Origin of the sequence: Janthinobacterium agaricidamnosum (assembly GCF_003667705.1) — a bacterium.
Lineage (GTDB): Bacteria > Pseudomonadota > Gammaproteobacteria > Burkholderiales > Burkholderiaceae_D > Janthinobacterium.
This window is the reverse complement of sequence record NZ_CP033019.1, coordinates 4,138,729-4,153,272: the sequence shown is the minus strand read 5'-3', so window position 1 is coordinate 4,153,272 and position 14,544 is coordinate 4,138,729. Positions and strand designations below refer to the sequence as shown.

At 61.8% G+C, this 14,544-nt stretch carries 14 protein-coding genes; 13 read left to right on the top strand and 1 reads right to left on the bottom strand.

Features of this window, described 5'->3' with window-relative positions; all coding sequences use genetic code 11:
• Positions 1-136: 136 nt before the first annotated feature.
• Together cfa and D9M09_RS18830 are read left to right on the top strand one after the other, a co-directional pair.
• Positions 137-1,297: a cyclopropane fatty acyl phospholipid synthase gene (gene cfa / locus D9M09_RS18835; protein ID WP_121671151.1), complete on the top strand. Its 1,161-nt coding sequence runs from the start codon at positions 137-139 to the stop codon at positions 1,295-1,297.
• 28 nt (positions 1,298-1,325) lie between these two features.
• On the top strand, positions 1,326-2,171 hold the full coding sequence (locus D9M09_RS18830) for a LysR family transcriptional regulator (RefSeq protein ID WP_070292234.1): 846 nt from the start codon (positions 1,326-1,328) through the stop codon (positions 2,169-2,171).
• Between the two features lie 129 nt (positions 2,172-2,300).
• Here D9M09_RS18830 and D9M09_RS18825 read toward each other — a convergent pair whose 3' ends face one another.
• Positions 2,301-2,987, bottom strand: coding sequence for a Bax inhibitor-1/YccA family protein (locus tag D9M09_RS18825; protein ID WP_034752039.1), 687 nt, complete (start codon positions 2,985-2,987; stop codon positions 2,301-2,303).
• A gap of 219 nt (positions 2,988-3,206) precedes the next feature.
• On the opposite strand from D9M09_RS18825, the gene ndk reads away from it, so the two are divergent.
• The 11 genes from ndk (at position 3,207) to hflX (ending at position 14,544) form a co-directional block, all read left to right on the top strand.
• Positions 3,207-3,623: a nucleoside-diphosphate kinase gene (gene ndk, locus D9M09_RS18820; RefSeq protein ID WP_070223377.1), complete on the top strand. Its 417-nt coding sequence runs from the start codon at positions 3,207-3,209 to the stop codon at positions 3,621-3,623.
• Between the two features lie 124 nt (positions 3,624-3,747).
• Positions 3,748-4,923, top strand: coding sequence for a 23S rRNA (adenine(2503)-C(2))-methyltransferase RlmN (gene rlmN, locus D9M09_RS18815; RefSeq protein ID WP_034752035.1), 1,176 nt, complete (start codon positions 3,748-3,750; stop codon positions 4,921-4,923).
• 11 nt (positions 4,924-4,934) lie between these two features.
• A complete protein-coding gene (pilW, locus tag D9M09_RS18810; protein ID WP_121670118.1) occupies positions 4,935-5,711 on the top strand; it encodes a type IV pilus biogenesis/stability protein PilW in 777 nt (258 codons plus the stop codon).
• A gap of 67 nt (positions 5,712-5,778) precedes the next feature.
• Entirely contained in the window at positions 5,779-6,699 is a 921-nt protein-coding gene (locus tag D9M09_RS18805; protein ID WP_346428558.1) for a helix-turn-helix domain-containing protein, read from the top strand.
• A 38-nt stretch (positions 6,700-6,737) separates the two neighbouring features.
• Entirely contained in the window at positions 6,738-8,000 is a 1,263-nt protein-coding gene (gene ispG, locus D9M09_RS18800) for a flavodoxin-dependent (E)-4-hydroxy-3-methylbut-2-enyl-diphosphate synthase (RefSeq protein WP_121670116.1), read from the top strand.
• Between the two features lie 57 nt (positions 8,001-8,057).
• A complete protein-coding gene (hisS, locus tag D9M09_RS18795) occupies positions 8,058-9,419 on the top strand; it encodes a histidine--tRNA ligase (protein ID WP_070221912.1) in 1,362 nt (453 codons plus the stop codon).
• Positions 9,420-9,473: 54 nt separating this feature from the next.
• A complete protein-coding gene (locus tag D9M09_RS18790; protein ID WP_121670115.1) occupies positions 9,474-10,142 on the top strand; it encodes a YfgM family protein in 669 nt (222 codons plus the stop codon).
• A gap of 88 nt (positions 10,143-10,230) precedes the next feature.
• Positions 10,231-11,376: an outer membrane protein assembly factor BamB gene (bamB, locus tag D9M09_RS18785; RefSeq protein WP_070221914.1), complete on the top strand. Its 1,146-nt coding sequence runs from the start codon at positions 10,231-10,233 to the stop codon at positions 11,374-11,376.
• A gap of 4 nt (positions 11,377-11,380) precedes the next feature.
• Positions 11,381-12,727, top strand: a complete 1,347-nt coding sequence (der, locus tag D9M09_RS18780) for a ribosome biogenesis GTPase Der (RefSeq protein ID WP_070221915.1) — start codon at positions 11,381-11,383, stop codon at positions 12,725-12,727.
• A gap of 242 nt (positions 12,728-12,969) precedes the next feature.
• On the top strand, positions 12,970-13,206 hold the full coding sequence (hfq, locus tag D9M09_RS18775) for an RNA chaperone Hfq (protein WP_008450615.1): 237 nt from the start codon (positions 12,970-12,972) through the stop codon (positions 13,204-13,206).
• Between the two features lie 114 nt (positions 13,207-13,320).
• A complete protein-coding gene (gene hflX, locus D9M09_RS18770) occupies positions 13,321-14,544 on the top strand; it encodes a GTPase HflX (RefSeq protein WP_046685708.1) in 1,224 nt (407 codons plus the stop codon).

Sequence of the window (14,544 nt, the reverse complement as noted above, 5' to 3'; positions counted from 1 at the left end):
TGATGTTTCATTATCCAGATGGTCATGGCGGGCGGATAATTTGATGGCTGGTGCGCCGCCGGGCACCTGAATGACTTGCCGGCGTGCGCCAGCACCGACAACCATCTGGAGGCGGCAGGGCATGAACACGCAGCAAATGACACAGTTACAGCAAGCACCGGCAAGTAGTACGGAACTCCAGCTCGACACGCGGCTGACCCGCGAAGCGGCCGAGCTGCTGGCCCGCGCCGATATCCACTTGAATGGCCGCGCCGCCTGGGACATGCAGCTGCGCAAACCGGGCGTACCCGAACGGGCTTTCGCCAGCGGCAACCTGGGCCTGGGTGAGGCCTACATGGATGGCGACTGGGATGCGCAGCAGCTCGACGAATTCTTTTGCCATCTGCTGCGCGCCAGGGTGGCCGACGACGTGCGCCCCATGCGCCTGGCCTTCCACGCGCTGTACGCGCGCCTGTTCAACCTGCAGACGGAGCGACGCGCGTGGATGGTGGGCAAGGAGCACTACGACCTGGGCAACGCCTTCTATGCGGCCATGCTCGATCCGCGCATGACCTATACCTGCGGCTACTGGAAGGACGCCGGCAAACTGGCCGAGGCGCAGGAAGCCAAGCTCGATCTGGTCTGCCGCAAGCTGCGCCTGGAACCGGGCATGCGCGTGCTCGACATCGGCTGCGGCTGGGGCAGTTTCATGCGCTATGCGGCGGAAAAATACCAGGTGCAATGCGTGGGCGTGACGATTTCGCAAGAGCAGGTCGCCTACGCGCGCGGCATGCCGGGCGGAGAAAACCTGGACTTCCGCCTGCAGGATTACCGCGACACCGATGAAAAATTCGACCGCATCGTCAGCATCGGCATGTTCGAGCACGTGGGGCACAAGAATCACCGCACCTTCATGCAAGTGGCGCACCGCTGCCTGGAAGACGGCGGCCTGTTCCTGCTGCATACGATCGGCAAGAACAAGCGCGATTCCGCGTGCGATCCATGGATCGACAAGTACATCTTCCCGAATGGCGACTTGCCCTCCATCGGCCAGATCGGCGACGCTATCGATGACCTGTTCGTGGCAGAGGACTTGCACAACTTCGGCGCCGACTATGACAAGACCCTGATGGCCTGGCATGCGAACTTTGAGCAGGCGTGGCCGCAGTTTGCGGCCCAGCTGGGCGAGCGCTTCCACCGCATGTGGTCATATTATTTGCTGTCCTGCGCGGGCGCCTTCCGCGCGCGCGACCTGCAGCTGTGGCAGTGGGTCTTGTCGAAGCAGGGCGTATTGGGTGGCTACGAGCGTGTCAGTTGAGATGCGCGTCAGCTGATATGATGGCTTGATGGACATCAATCAAGCGCGTACCTTCCTCGAAGTGGCTTCCTGCGGCAGCTTCATCATGGCGGCCGAACGCATGCACGTGACGCAGACCGCCGTCAGCGCCCGCATCCGCACGCTGGAGCAGCAGCTGGGGCGCCAATTGTTCGTGCGCAACAAGGCGGGCGCGCGCCTGACCTCGGCCGGCGAGCGTTTCATGCGCCACGCGGCCACCATGGTGCAGGTGTGGGAGCGGGCGCGCCATCAGGTGGCCTTGCCGCCGGGGCGCGATGACGCCGTCAGCATCGGCTGCGAGCTGAGTTTGTGGCAGCCGCTGCTCGGCGACTGGCTGATACGCATGAGCCGCGACTGCCCCGAGATCGCCCTGCGGGCGGAAGTCGACAGTCCCGCGCGCCTGCTCGACGCCGTGCACGACGGCTCGCTGGACCTCGCCGTGCTGTACAACCCGCCGCAGCGCCCGGGTCTGGCCAGCGAATTGCTGGCCGAGGAAAAGCTGGTGATGGTGACCACGCGCGCCGACGGGCAGATGCAGGCCGATACCTATGTGTACGTCGACTGGGGACCCAGCTTCGCGGCCAACCACCAGGCGGCGTATCCTGAACTGAGCAGCCCGCCCGTGTCGATCTCGCTGGGCCCGCTGGCCCTCGTGTACCTGCTGGAAGTGGGCGGCGCCAGCTACTTTCGCATCGGCAGCGCGCAGCCGTATCTCGACGCAGGCTTGCTGTACCGCGTGCGCGACGCGCCAGAATTCTCGCATTCCGCCTACGCCGTGTATGCGGCCCAGCGCGACAACCCGACCCTGGACCGCGCCCGCGCCTGCTTGCTCGAGGTGGCGGAGAAGATCAAGTAATTTGAACGGACGTAAAAAAGCCGACCCGCGGGTCGGCTTTTGTTTTCATGCTCTGGCGCATAAGCGCAGCGCATAAAACGTTCAGGGCAAAGCACTGCAACGCCGCCCTGGGCGTTTTTGCGTTAGCGCTTAGTCGCGGCTACCGCCAGCGAAGCCCAGAAGGGAGAGCAGGCTGGTGAAGATGTTGTACACGTCCAGGTAGATGCGCAGGGTGGCCGAGATGTAGTTGGTCTCGCCGCCGTTGATGATTTGCTGCACGTCATACAGGATGTAGGCCGAGAAGATGGCGATGGCGACCATGGAGATCACGATCGACAGTGCCGACAGGCCCAGGAAGATGTTCGCCACCGATGCGAGGATCAGCACGATCACGCCGGCGAACAGCCATTTGCCCATGGCCGAGAAATCGCGCTTCGACACCGTGGCGATCGTCGCCATCACGGCCAGGATGGTGGCCGTGCCGCCGAATGCCGTCATGATCAGCATGCCGCCGTTCGAGTAGCCGAGCGTGCGCGTCAGGATAGGCGTGAGCATCAGGCCCATGAAGAAGGTAAAGCCCAGCAGGACGGCGACGCCGAGGCCCGAGTTCTTGGTTTTCTCGATCGCGTACATGAAGCCGAATGCGACGGCCATGAAGATGATGAAGCCCATGCCACCGGTCAGCATCGGCAAATGCATTTGCACGCCGATGAAGGCGCCCAGCACGGTCGGTATCATGGACAGTGCCAGCAGCCAGTAAGTGTTGCGCAAGACCTGGTGGCGGACTTGCTGCATGCCCCCCGACAGGTCAAAGGTGCGTTGCATGTTCTGATTCATAGTGCCTCCGTGTTGTCAATTCAAATTACTGCTTTACCCAAGGATAGCATGGGGGCCGGAATTTGCCAAAAAAGCAGCTTAAGATTTCATTAAACAGGGACAGGGCGGCAAGATGCCCCTGCCCGTCTGGGTGATATGGGGTGGAGTATGGTAAAATCAAAGGTTGATTGAGTTATCAATTTACCGTTTTAAACCTTACTTTTATTGGAGTTTTCACACATGGCAATCGAACGCACCCTGTCGATCATCAAACCAGACGCAGTTGCAAAAAACGTAATCGGTCAAATCTACACCCGTTTTGAAAACGCTGGCCTGAAAATCGTTGCAGCACGCATGACCCAACTGTCGCGCGAACAAGCTGAAGGCTTCTACGCAGCGCACAAAGAGCGCGGCTTCTTCAAGGATCTGGTCGACTTCATGGTTTCCGGTCCAGTCATGATCCAAGCCCTGGAAGGCGAAAACGCCGTTCTGGCCCACCGTGACCTGATGGGCGCGACCGATCCGAAGAAAGCAGAAAAAGGCACGATCCGCGCCGATTTCGCCGATTCGATCGACGCTAACGCCGTACACGGTTCCGACGCTGTCGAAGCTGCTAAAGTGGAAATCGCTTACTTCTTCCCAGAACTGAAGGCTTAATTGCCTTAGATAACGTTATTTCCTGGCGTTATCTGTGAAATAACTTATCACCCCCTGTTCCCGCTGCGCTGTGGTGCTTTGCCCCTGATGCGCGCGGGGACGGATTTTTAGAATAGACAAGATCATGAATACGACGACTCTCACCAACTTGCTGGACCTCGATCCCGCGCAACTCATCGCCTACTGCGCCGAGCTGGGAGAGAAACCGTTTCGTGCGAAACAATTGCAACGTTGGATACACCAGTTCGGCGCCTCCGACTTCGACGCCATGACGGACCTGGCCAAGTCGCTGCGCGACAAGCTGGCTACGCGCGCCGAAGTGCGCGCCCCTGCCATCATCAGCGACCACACGTCGACGGATGGCACGCGCAAGTGGCTGGTCGACGTGGGCAATGGCAATGCCGTGGAAACCGTGTTCATCCCGGAAGAAAACCGCGGCACCCTGTGCATCTCGACCCAGGCCGGCTGCGCCGTGAACTGCCGTTTCTGCTCGACGGGCAAGCAAGGCTTTAACCGCAACCTGAGCGTCGGCGAAATCATCGGCCAGCTGTGGATGGCGGAGTTCGAATTGCGCCGCACCAAGGGCATCGAACCGGGCCCGAAAGGCGAGCGCCAGATCACCAACGTGGTGATGATGGGCATGGGCGAGCCCCTGCTGAACTTTGAGCCGACCGTCACGGCCCTGAAATTGATGCTTGACGACAACGCCTACGGCCTGTCGCGCCGCCGCGTGACCCTGTCGACGTCGGGCGTGGTGCCGATGATGGACAAGCTGTCGCAGGAAGTTCCGGTGGCCCTGGCCGTCTCGCTGCACGCCTCGAACGACGCCTTGCGCGACGGGCTGATTCCACTGAACAAGAAATACCCGCTGAAGGAATTGATGGCGGCGTGCAAGCGCTACCTGGAATTCGCGCCGCGCGATTTCATCACCTTCGAATACTGCATGCTGGACGGCGTCAACGACAGCGACGAGCACGCGCGCGAACTGCTGGCGCTGGTGCAAGACCGCGAGTTCGGCGTGAACTGCAAGTTCAACCTGATTCCGTTCAACCCGTTCCCCGAGTCGGGCCTGTTCCGCTCGAAAAACCCGCGCATCAAGGCGTTTGCCCAGGTGCTGATGGATGGCGGCATCATCACCACCGTGCGCAAGACGCGCGGCGACGATATCGATGCGGCCTGCGGCCAGCTGGCCGGCGAAGTCAAGGACCGCACGCGGGTGCAGGAACGCATGGAAAAGATGACTGAGTATCAACAGAAATTTGGCGCCAATTTCGGCAAGATCGTGGAGATCCGCTCCTGATGAGGGAAGGCATGGCTTACCAACGCTCGCTTGCTGTGGCCGCTGTTTGCCTGGCTGTGCTGCTGGTCGGCTGTGCTTCCACCGCAGACAAGGAGCAAGCTGCATCTGTCGAGCAGCGCGCCGCCTTGCGCTTGCAGCTGGCCAGCGCCTATTATATGCAGGATCAGTTTGTGGTGGCGTTGGCCGAAGCAGAGCAGGCGGTGCAGCTGGTGCCGGACAACGTCCAGGTGCGCGGCATGCGCGCCCTGATTTTTGCTGCCATGCATCAACCTGGGGCTGCTGAAAAAGATTTTCTTTACGCATTGCGCCTCGCGCCCCACAATCCCGAGTTGAGCAATAATTATGGCCAGTTTCTGTGCCAGACCGGGCGCGCGGCGCAGTCGCTGGCGTATTTCGATGCCGCATTGCAAGATGCCGCCTATGGCACGCCTGAACTGGCGCTGCATAATGCGGCGGCGTGCAGCCTGGTCATGAAAGATTACCCGCGTGCCGCTGACTACTGGCTCAAGGCGGAGCGCATCGCACCTGGCGCGGCAATCACGTATGCCGGCCTGGTGCGCGTGTATTACCAACAGCAAGACTACCGGCAAGCGGCTCATTACCTTGAGCGGCTCGGTAAAGTAGCGACAATGGAGAGCCAGACGGCCGATGTGCTGTGGCTCGGGATCAAGGTGCAGCATAAGCTCGGGGATGCGGGTGCGGAAGCTGGCCTGGGGGCGCATTTGCGCAACCACCATTCCGGCTCCCCCGAATATGCTGCTTATCAAAATGGGGCGTTTGATGAGTGAGACAGGGATACCAATGAATTCAGAGTGGGCAGAAACGCCTCAGCAGCAGCCCCAGGGCAATCTTGCGTTGGCAGGCGCACAGTTGAAGGCGCAGCGCGAAGCGCTGGGCTGGCCCGTGGAGCAGGTGGCCGACCAGCTCAAGCTGGCGCCGCGCCAGGTGATCGCGCTGGAAGAAGGCGACATGGCGGCCTTGCCGAACGTGGCCGTGGTGCGCGGTTTCGTGCGCGCCTACGCCAAGGTGGTGCGTCTCGACGCGGCGCCGCTGGTGGCCATGATCGAAGTCCATCCGGCGCCGGCGCAAGACCCGGCCGCGCCCGTGCGGCGCGAGATTTCCGCCACGTTCTCGGAATCGCGTTTCCCGTCGATGACGCAGCGCTCGTCGAACCAGACGCCAATCTGGATCGCCGGCGCCGTGGCCGTCGTCGTGGCGGCCGCCTTTGGCGCCTATAAACTCGGCTATGTGCCGGCCAGCCTGCTGTCCTCGCACGCCGAGAAGGAAACCGCGCATGCGGAAGTAGGCCCGGTGGAAACGACCCTGATCAAGCCGGGCCAGGACTTGACGCCCGTGCAGTCGCCGTCCGTGCCCCTGATTTCCGTGCCGCCGCCGCCAGGCAACGATACGCAGACGGGCGCACCTGCCGCTGCCGCCGCTTCGGCGCCGGCCGCCGCCGTGCCGCCAGCCGCCGTGCCAGCTCCGGCGACAGCGGCGACGGCTGCCGTCACGCCGCCCGCTGCTGCCGCTGCCGTGGGCGCGAATGCGCTGGTGCTGAAGGTGGAGCAGGATTCCTGGGTCGAGATCCGCCGTCCCGGCGCTTCTCCGCTGATTTCGCGCATGGTCAAGGCGGGCAGCACGGAAACGTTCGATATCACGGGACCGGCCACTTTGGTGGTGGGCAAGCCGGGTGTCGTGCAGGCAACCTTGCGCGGCGCCAAGCTGGATCTGCCGACCGTGGCCGGCGGCACGATCTCGCGTGTCAGCATCAAATAATTGCAGTAATCGTTCAAGCAAACTCAGAAGATAATATTATGGCTACCTCGAAAACAGCGATCGGCTCCGGCCCATCCGGCCGCCGCGACAGCCGCAAGGTGCTGATCGCGCACGGCCAGCGCCAGATCTGGGTGGGCGGCGACGCCCCCGTGGTGGTGCAGTCGATGACGAACACGGATACGGCCGATGCCATCGGCACGGCGATCCAGATCAAGGAACTGGCGCGTGCCGGTTCGGAACTGGTGCGCCTGACGGTGGACCGTCCGGAAGCGGCTGCGGCCGTGCCCTACATCCGCGAGCAGCTCGACAAGATGGACATCGACGTGCCGCTGGTGGGCGATTTTCACTACAACGGCCATACCCTGCTCAACGACTACCCCGATTGCGCGCGCGCGCTGTCGAAGTACCGCATCAATCCGGGCAACGTGGGCAAGGGCGCCAAGCGCGACACGCAATTTGCGCAAATGATCGAGGTGGCTTGCAAGTATGACAAGCCGGTGCGCATCGGCGTGAACTGGGGCAGCCTGGACCAGGCCTTGCTGGCGCGCATCATGGATGAAAATGCGGGCCGTGCCGATCCATGGCCGGCGCAAGCCGTGATGTACGAGGCGCTGGTGACGTCGGCGATTGAAAACGCCGTGCGCGCCGAAGAGCTGGGTCTGGGCCGCGACAAGATCATCCTGTCGTGCAAAGTTTCTGGTGTGCAAGATCTGATCGCCGTGTACCGCGAACTGGCGCAGCGCTGCGACTATCCGCTGCACCTGGGCCTGACGGAAGCGGGCATGGGCAGCAAGGGCATCGTCGCTTCGACGGCGGCCCTGGCCGTGCTGCTGCAAGAGGGGATCGGCGACACCATCCGCATTTCGCTCACGCCGGAACCGGGCGGCGACCGCACGCGCGAAGTGATCGTCGGCCAGGAAATTTTGCAAACCATGGGCTTGCGCAAGTTCGCGCCCATGGTGATCGCCTGTCCCGGCTGCGGGCGCACGACGTCGACCACCTTCCAGGAACTGGCCGACAACATCCAGACGTATCTGCGCGAGCAGATGCCGGAGTGGAAGAAATCGTATCCGGGCGTGGAAGCGATGAACGTGGCCGTCATGGGCTGCATCGTCAACGGTCCCGGCGAATCGAAGCATGCGAACATCGGCATCAGCCTGCCCGGCACGGGCGAGTCGCCAGCCGCCCCCGTGTTTGTCGACGGCGAAAAAGTCGTCACCCTGCGCGGCGAACGCATCGTCGAGGAATTCCAGGACATCGTCCTCAATTATGTTAAAAGCCATTACGGCGCAGCAGCGTAGGTCGGATTAGCGCTACGCGCGTAATCCGGCAATCAAGTTAAAGCAAAGAAGAACACTATGTCCGAAAATAAAAAGCTCGATAAAATCACCGCCGTCAAAGGCATGAACGATATCCTGCCCGCCGACGCCCCGCTGTGGGAATTGTTTGAAAATACGGCCCAGTCCGTTCTGCAAAGCTACGGTTTCCAGCAAATCCGCACGCCGATCGTGGAAGAGACGAAATTGTTCGCGCGCGCCATCGGCGCCGTGACCGATATCGTGGAAAAGGAAATGTATTCGTTCACCGATTCGATGAACGGCGATAACCTGACCTTGCGCCCGGAAGGCACGGCCGGCGTGGTGCGCGCCGTGGTCGAGCACAACCTCGTCTATGAAGGCCCGAAACGCCTGTGGTACAAGGGCCAGATGTTCCGTCACGAACGCCCGCAGAAAGGCCGCTACCGCCAGTTCCACCAGTTCGGCGTGGAAGCCATCGGTTTCACGGGCCCGGACATCGACGCCGAGATCATCATGCTGTCGCGCCGTCTGTGGGATGACCTGGGCCTGGAAGGCATCCGCCTGGAACTGAACTCGATCGGCGACGCGGCCGAGCGCCTGCGCCACCGCGCCGACCTGATCGCCTACCTGGAAAGCCACAGCGAGCTGCTCGACGAAGAAGCCAAGCGCCGCCTGCACAGCAATCCGCTGCGCATCCTCGACACCAAGAACCCTGCCATGCAGGACCTGGTCAATGGCGCGCCGAAGCTGCTCGATTACCTGGGCGAGGAATCGCTGGCCCACTTCCACGGCGTGCAGAAGATCTTGAACCACAACAATATCCCGTTCACCATCAATCCACGCCTGGTGCGCGGCCTCGATTACTACAACCGCACGGTGTTCGAGTGGGTCAGCGACAAGCTGGGCGCGCAAGGCACGGTCTGCGCCGGCGGCCGCTATGACGGCATGGTGGAAATGTTCGGCGGCAAATCGACGCCCGCCGTCGGTTTCGGCATGGGCGTCGAACGCCTGGTGCTGCTGATGAAGGATGCGGCCGAGCCGGAAGCGCCGGCCCAGTGCGACGTCTACCTGGTGCACCAGGGCGAGCAGGCCGGCTTGCAAGCGTTCGTGCTGGCCGAGCGGATTCGCGATGCGGGCCTGGACGTTGTGCTACATTGCGCAGCGAGCAACGGCGGCGGCAGCTTCAAGACGCAAATGAAAAAGGCCGATGCCAGCGGCGCGGCGTTTGCCGTGATCCTGGGCGACGATGAAATCGCCAACAACGTCGCGACGGTGAAAGCCATGCGCGAAGCCGATGCGGGCGCGCAGCAGAGCACGGTGCCGTTCGACGATGTCGTCGATTACGTGGTGGACCAGATCATCGGCGACCACGATTGCGGCCACGACCACGGTCCTGGCGGCCACGTGCATCACCACCATTAATTTGCAGCAAGACCGTACTACCCTCGATCAACTACTCATTCAAACTGACGACCCATGGCATACGATCACGAAGAACAAGAACAACTGGCAACCCTCAAGGCCTGGTGGCAGCGCAATGGCAATCTGACCTCCTGGGTCCTGATCGTGGCGCTGGCCGGCTACAGCGGCTGGGCTGGCTGGCAGTACTACCAGCGCACGCAGGCCGCGCAAGCGGGCCAGCTGTACGACGAACTGCAGAACGCCATCGCCGCCAAGGACACGGCCAAGGTGATGCGCGCGACCAGCGACATGCAATCGCGTTTCAGCGGTACGGCATATGCACAGATGAGCGCCCTGGCCGCGGCCAAGGTGGCGTTCGACGCGAACGACCTGAAAACGGCCAAGACCCAGCTGCAATGGGTGGCCGAGCACGGTACGGAAGAGTACAAGGCCATCGCCAAGTTGCGTCTGGCCGGCGTCCTGCTGGACGAAAAAGCCTACGATGAAGCGCTGAAGGTGCTGGCGACGGCCACCGTGGCGCAATTTGCCGGTGCCGTGGCCGACCGCAAGGGCGACATCCTGGTGGCGCAAAACAAGCTGGCCGATGCCCGCACGGCCTACCTGGCCGCGATAGCCGCGACGGACAGGAACAATCCAGGCCGTCAACTGATCCAGGTCAAACTGGAAGCGATCGGCGGCACGGTACCGGAAGACAAGGCCAAGGCTGACAAGGCCGCCGCCTGACAGGAACACTGATGGTGGTGCGGCCGCGCGGCGTTGTGCGCCGCCTGCCTTGCCCTTACAAGTACAAGAAAAAGGTTGGATAACACTTATGCGTGTCACTGAAAAGCTGGTAGCTGCAAGTCTGTTGGCCCTGATGGCCGGTTGCTCGTCCTGGAACCCGTTCGCCTCGAAAGATCCGAAAGTCGAGCCGGCCAAGCTGGTCGAGTTAAAATCGAGCATTGCCGTGCGCGACGCCTGGAAGTATTCGATCGGCAAGGCCGGCGTGTACGCGTTGACGCCTGCGCTGGCCGGCAGCAGCCTGTACGTGGTCAGCGCCGATGGCGCGCTGGCGCGCCTGGATGCGGCCAGCGGCCGTGAAACGTGGCGCATCAAGGCCGGCAGCGACATCACCTCGGGTGCCGGCAGCGATGGTGCCGTCGTCGCCGTCGGCGCCGCCAAGGGCGCCGTGCTGGCGTTTGACGCCGATGGCAAGCAGCTGTGGAAGGCGCAGGCGTCCAGCGAAGTATTGACGGCGCCCGTCGTGGGGCAGGGCGTGGTCGTGGTGCGCAGCGTGGACAACCGCATCGTCGGCTTCGACGCCAAGACGGGCGAACGCAAATGGACGGTGCAGCGCGCCACGCCGGCATTGACCTTGCGCAATGCGCCGGGCATGGTGCTGGGCGGCGCGAACATCTACGTGGCCCAGCCGGGCGGCAAGCTGCTGGCACTGACGGCAGCGACCGGTGTGGTACGCTGGGAGATCGTCGTCAGCGAACCGCGCGGCGCCACCGAACTGGAGCGCGTCTCCGACATCGCCGGCACGCCGGTGGTGTTCGAAGGCGAAGTGTGCGCCGTCACGTATCAGGGCAAGGCGGGCTGCTTCGACGCCGCCACGGGTGTGCCGCGCTGGACCAAGCCGATTTCGTCCGATGTGGGCGTCGCCGTCGACCAGCGTTTCGTGTTTGTTGCCGATGACCAGGGTGCCGTGGTGGCGTTCAGCCGCGAAGCCGGCCAGAGCGCCTGGAAGAATGAGGCGCTGGCGCGCCGCCGCCTGTCGACGCCGGCCTCCTACGGCCGCAGCGTCGCCGTCGGCGACTATCAAGGTTATATCCACTTCCTGTCACGGGAAGATGGCGCATTAATAGGTCGTGTCAGCACCGACGGTAGCCCGATTGTTTCGGCTCCCGTCGTTGCCGGTTCGAATTTGATTTTTCAAACCCAATCAGGGACAGTGACCGCTCTCGCGGTCGAGTAATACAATGAAGCCGGTAATTGCACTAGTAGGTCGACCCAATGTTGGGAAATCGACTTTATTCAATCGTCTGACCCGCTCGCGCGATGCGCTGGTGGCGGATTTGCCTGGGTTGACGCGCGATCGTCACTATGGCGAAGGCCGTGTCGGCGAACGTCCCTTCCTCGTCATCGATACGGGTGGTTTCGAACCCGTCGCCAAGGAAGGCATCATGCACCAGATGGCACTGCAGACCAAGCAGGCCGTGGCCGAGGCCGACGTGGTGGTGTTCATCGTGGACGGCCGTCAGGGCCTGACCCCGCATGACAAGACCATCGTCGACTTCCTGCGCAAGAGCGGCCGCCCGGTCTTGCTGGTGGTTAACAAAAGCGAAGGCATGCGCTACACGGCCGTCGTGTCCGAATTCTATGAATTGGGCATGGGCGATCCGTATGCGATCTCGTCGGCGCACGGTGACGGCGTCAACGACCTCGTCGAAGTGATGCTGGACCTGGCGTTCGCGCAGCGTCCGGATGAGCCTGAAGAGCTGGAAAAGACCGACCGCGGCATCAAGATCGCCCTTGTCGGCCGTCCGAACGTGGGCAAGTCGACCTTGATCAACACCCTGCTGGGCGAAGAGCGCGTGATCGCCTTCGACATGCCGGGCACGACGCGCGATTCGATCGAAATCCCGTTCGAGCGCGATGGCCAGCAATACACCCTGATCGACACGGCCGGTATCCGCCGCCGCGGCAAGGTGTTTGAAGCGATCGAGAAATTCTCGGTGGTGAAAACGCTGCAGTCGATTTCCGAAGCCAACGTGGTCGTGCTGATGCTCGACGCGCAGCAGGATATTTCGGAGCAGGACGCGCATATCGCCGGTTTTATCCTGGAATCGGGCCGCGCACTGGTCGTGGCCGTGAATAAATGGGATGGCTTGCAATCGCACCAGCGCGATGAAATCAAGATCGATATCGACCGCAAGCTCGATTTCCTGTCGTTCGCGCAGATGCATTTCATTTCGGCGCTGAAGGGCACCAACATCGGTCCATTGATGAAGTCGCTCAACGCCGCGTATGCGGCCGCCATGTGCGACCTGTCGACGCCGAAGCTGACGCGCGCCCTGATCGAAGCCGTGGAGAAGCAGGAACCGCGCCGCAAGGGTTCGATCCGTCCGAAGCTGCGCTATGCCCACCAGGGCGGCATGAACCCGCCTGTGATCGTTATTCACGGCAATGCGCTCGACGCCGTTGGCGATCCCTACAAGCGTTATCTGGAAAAACATTTCCGCGATACGTTTGCCCTGGTCGGCACGCCGCTGCGCATCGAATTGCGTACGGGTAAAAACCCGTTTGCACGCACGCCAAGCAAGTAATGAGTTAACAGCTGGATTAAGTGCATATTAAGGCGCCGCGGAGATAATGCGGCGCCGACAGCCAATTCAATGGTTATTTGCACGGAAATAATAAAGTGTTAATGCGCCATGCGCGACAGCGATCGCGAAAACAGGTTACAGTAGCTATGACGCATCTTTCTTTCTTTGAAAGGTGTGAGAGCACTTGAAATCAAGCGAGTCGCCTCCAATTCTTACACAACAACATAAACAACGGAGCTGTTATGAGCAACAAAGGGCAACTGTTACAAGACCCATTCCTCAATGCATTACGCAAAGAGCATGTTCCTGTCTCGATCTACCTGGTCAATGGCATTAAATTGCAGGGCCATATCGAATCGTTCGATCAATATGTCGTATTGCTGCGCAATACGGTGACACAGATGGTGTACAAGCATGCCATCTCGACAGTGGTGCCGGCCCGTGCCGTCAATCTCAATATTGAATCTGAAGCGGAGTAAAGCGTTGAGCTTGACGGCCCAGCGCCTTTCACCCTCCATCGCCCCCGTCCGCGCCAGCGGCGCTGATGCGTTTGCATCGGCGTCGGCGTTCGCCGCAACTCATCAGATGCCATCATGCGCGCGGCACTAGTCGGGGTTGACTTCGGTCACAGCGACTTCGCCGCCAGCATGGAGGAACTCATGCTGTTGTCGCGTTCGGCTGGCGCGGACCCGATTTCCACCATCACGGCCAAGCGTTCCAGTCCCGATTCCGCGTATTTCGTCGGCAGCGGCAAGGCCGATGAAATTGGCGACGTCGTCGTCAACGATGGCCTGGAAATCGTCATCTTCAATCACGCCCTCTCGCCCGCCCAGCAGCGCAATCTGGAAAAGCGCCTGAATGTGCGCGTGCTCGACCGCACCAGCCTGATCCTCGACATCTTCGCGCAGCGCGCCAAGAGCCACGAGGGCAAGCTGCAAGTCGAGCTGGCCCAGCTGCAGCATCTGGCCACGCGCCTGATCCGCGGCTGGACCCACCTGGAACGGCAAAAGGGCGGTATCGGCTTGCGCGGTCCCGGCGAGACGCAGCTCGAGACCGACCGCCGGCTGATCGGCGACCGTGTCAAGGCCCTGCGCGCGCGCCTGGAAAAACTGCACAAGCAGCGCGAAACGCAGCGCCGCGCGCGCGGCCGCAATCACACATTCTCGGTGTCCCTCGTCGGCTATACCAATGCCGGCAAGTCGACCCTGTTCAATGCCGTGACCAAGGCCGGCGTGTATGTCGCCGACCAGTTGTTCGCCACCCTCGACACCACCTCGCGCCGGGTTTACCTGGGCCAGGAAGTGGGCAACGTGGTGATCTCCGACACGGTCGGCTTCGTACGCGAATTGCCGCACCAGCTGGTGGCTGCCTTTCGCGCCACGCTCGAAGAAACCATTCATGCCGATCTGCTGCTGCACGTCGTCGACGCCGCGTCGCCGGTGCGCATGGAGCAGATCGAGCAGGTCAACCTGGTCTTGAAAGAGATCGGCGCCGATCATATTCCGCAAATCCTCGTGTGGAACAAGATCGATGCGGCCGGGCTGGAGCCTTCGGTGGAACGCGACGAATATGCTACGATCAGTCGCGTGTTCGTCAGTGCGCAGAAGGGCAGCGGGCTCGACCTGCTGCGCGATGCGATCGTCGAGATGGCCAGGAAGGCGCCCCGTTCTGCCCACCTGTATCAGAACGACGAAGCACCGCAGGAAGATCAGTTTGACGGTCAGTACGACCAGCACGATGGCGCCGCCCCGGACCAGGACGAAGAGCCTGGCGAGGACGATAGGATTTCCACCCACTCCCAAGTCGGAACACGATAG

Excerpts from the sequence above, each read along its gene's own strand:
- cfa (WP_121671151.1), top strand. The coding sequence starts at position 137 with ATGACACAGTTACAGCAAGCACCGGCAAGTAGTACGGAACTCCAGCTC.
- D9M09_RS18830 (WP_070292234.1), top strand. The coding sequence starts at position 1,326 with ATGGACATCAATCAAGCGCGTACCTTCCTCGAAGTGGCTTCCTGCGGC.
- D9M09_RS18825 (WP_034752039.1), bottom strand. The coding sequence starts at position 2,987 with ATGAATCAGAACATGCAACGCACCTTTGACCTGTCGGGGGGCATGCAG.
- ndk (WP_070223377.1), top strand. The coding sequence starts at position 3,207 with ATGGCAATCGAACGCACCCTGTCGATCATCAAACCAGACGCAGTTGCA.
- rlmN (WP_034752035.1), top strand. The coding sequence starts at position 3,748 with ATGAATACGACGACTCTCACCAACTTGCTGGACCTCGATCCCGCGCAA.
- pilW (WP_121670118.1), top strand. The coding sequence starts at position 4,935 with ATGGCTTACCAACGCTCGCTTGCTGTGGCCGCTGTTTGCCTGGCTGTG.
- ispG (WP_121670116.1), top strand. The coding sequence starts at position 6,738 with ATGGCTACCTCGAAAACAGCGATCGGCTCCGGCCCATCCGGCCGCCGC.
- hisS (WP_070221912.1), top strand. The coding sequence starts at position 8,058 with ATGTCCGAAAATAAAAAGCTCGATAAAATCACCGCCGTCAAAGGCATG.
- D9M09_RS18790 (WP_121670115.1), top strand. The coding sequence starts at position 9,474 with ATGGCATACGATCACGAAGAACAAGAACAACTGGCAACCCTCAAGGCC.
- bamB (WP_070221914.1), top strand. The coding sequence starts at position 10,231 with ATGCGTGTCACTGAAAAGCTGGTAGCTGCAAGTCTGTTGGCCCTGATG.
- der (WP_070221915.1), top strand. The coding sequence starts at position 11,381 with ATGAAGCCGGTAATTGCACTAGTAGGTCGACCCAATGTTGGGAAATCG.
- hfq (WP_008450615.1), top strand. The coding sequence starts at position 12,970 with ATGAGCAACAAAGGGCAACTGTTACAAGACCCATTCCTCAATGCATTA.
- hflX (WP_046685708.1), top strand. The coding sequence starts at position 13,321 with ATGCGCGCGGCACTAGTCGGGGTTGACTTCGGTCACAGCGACTTCGCC.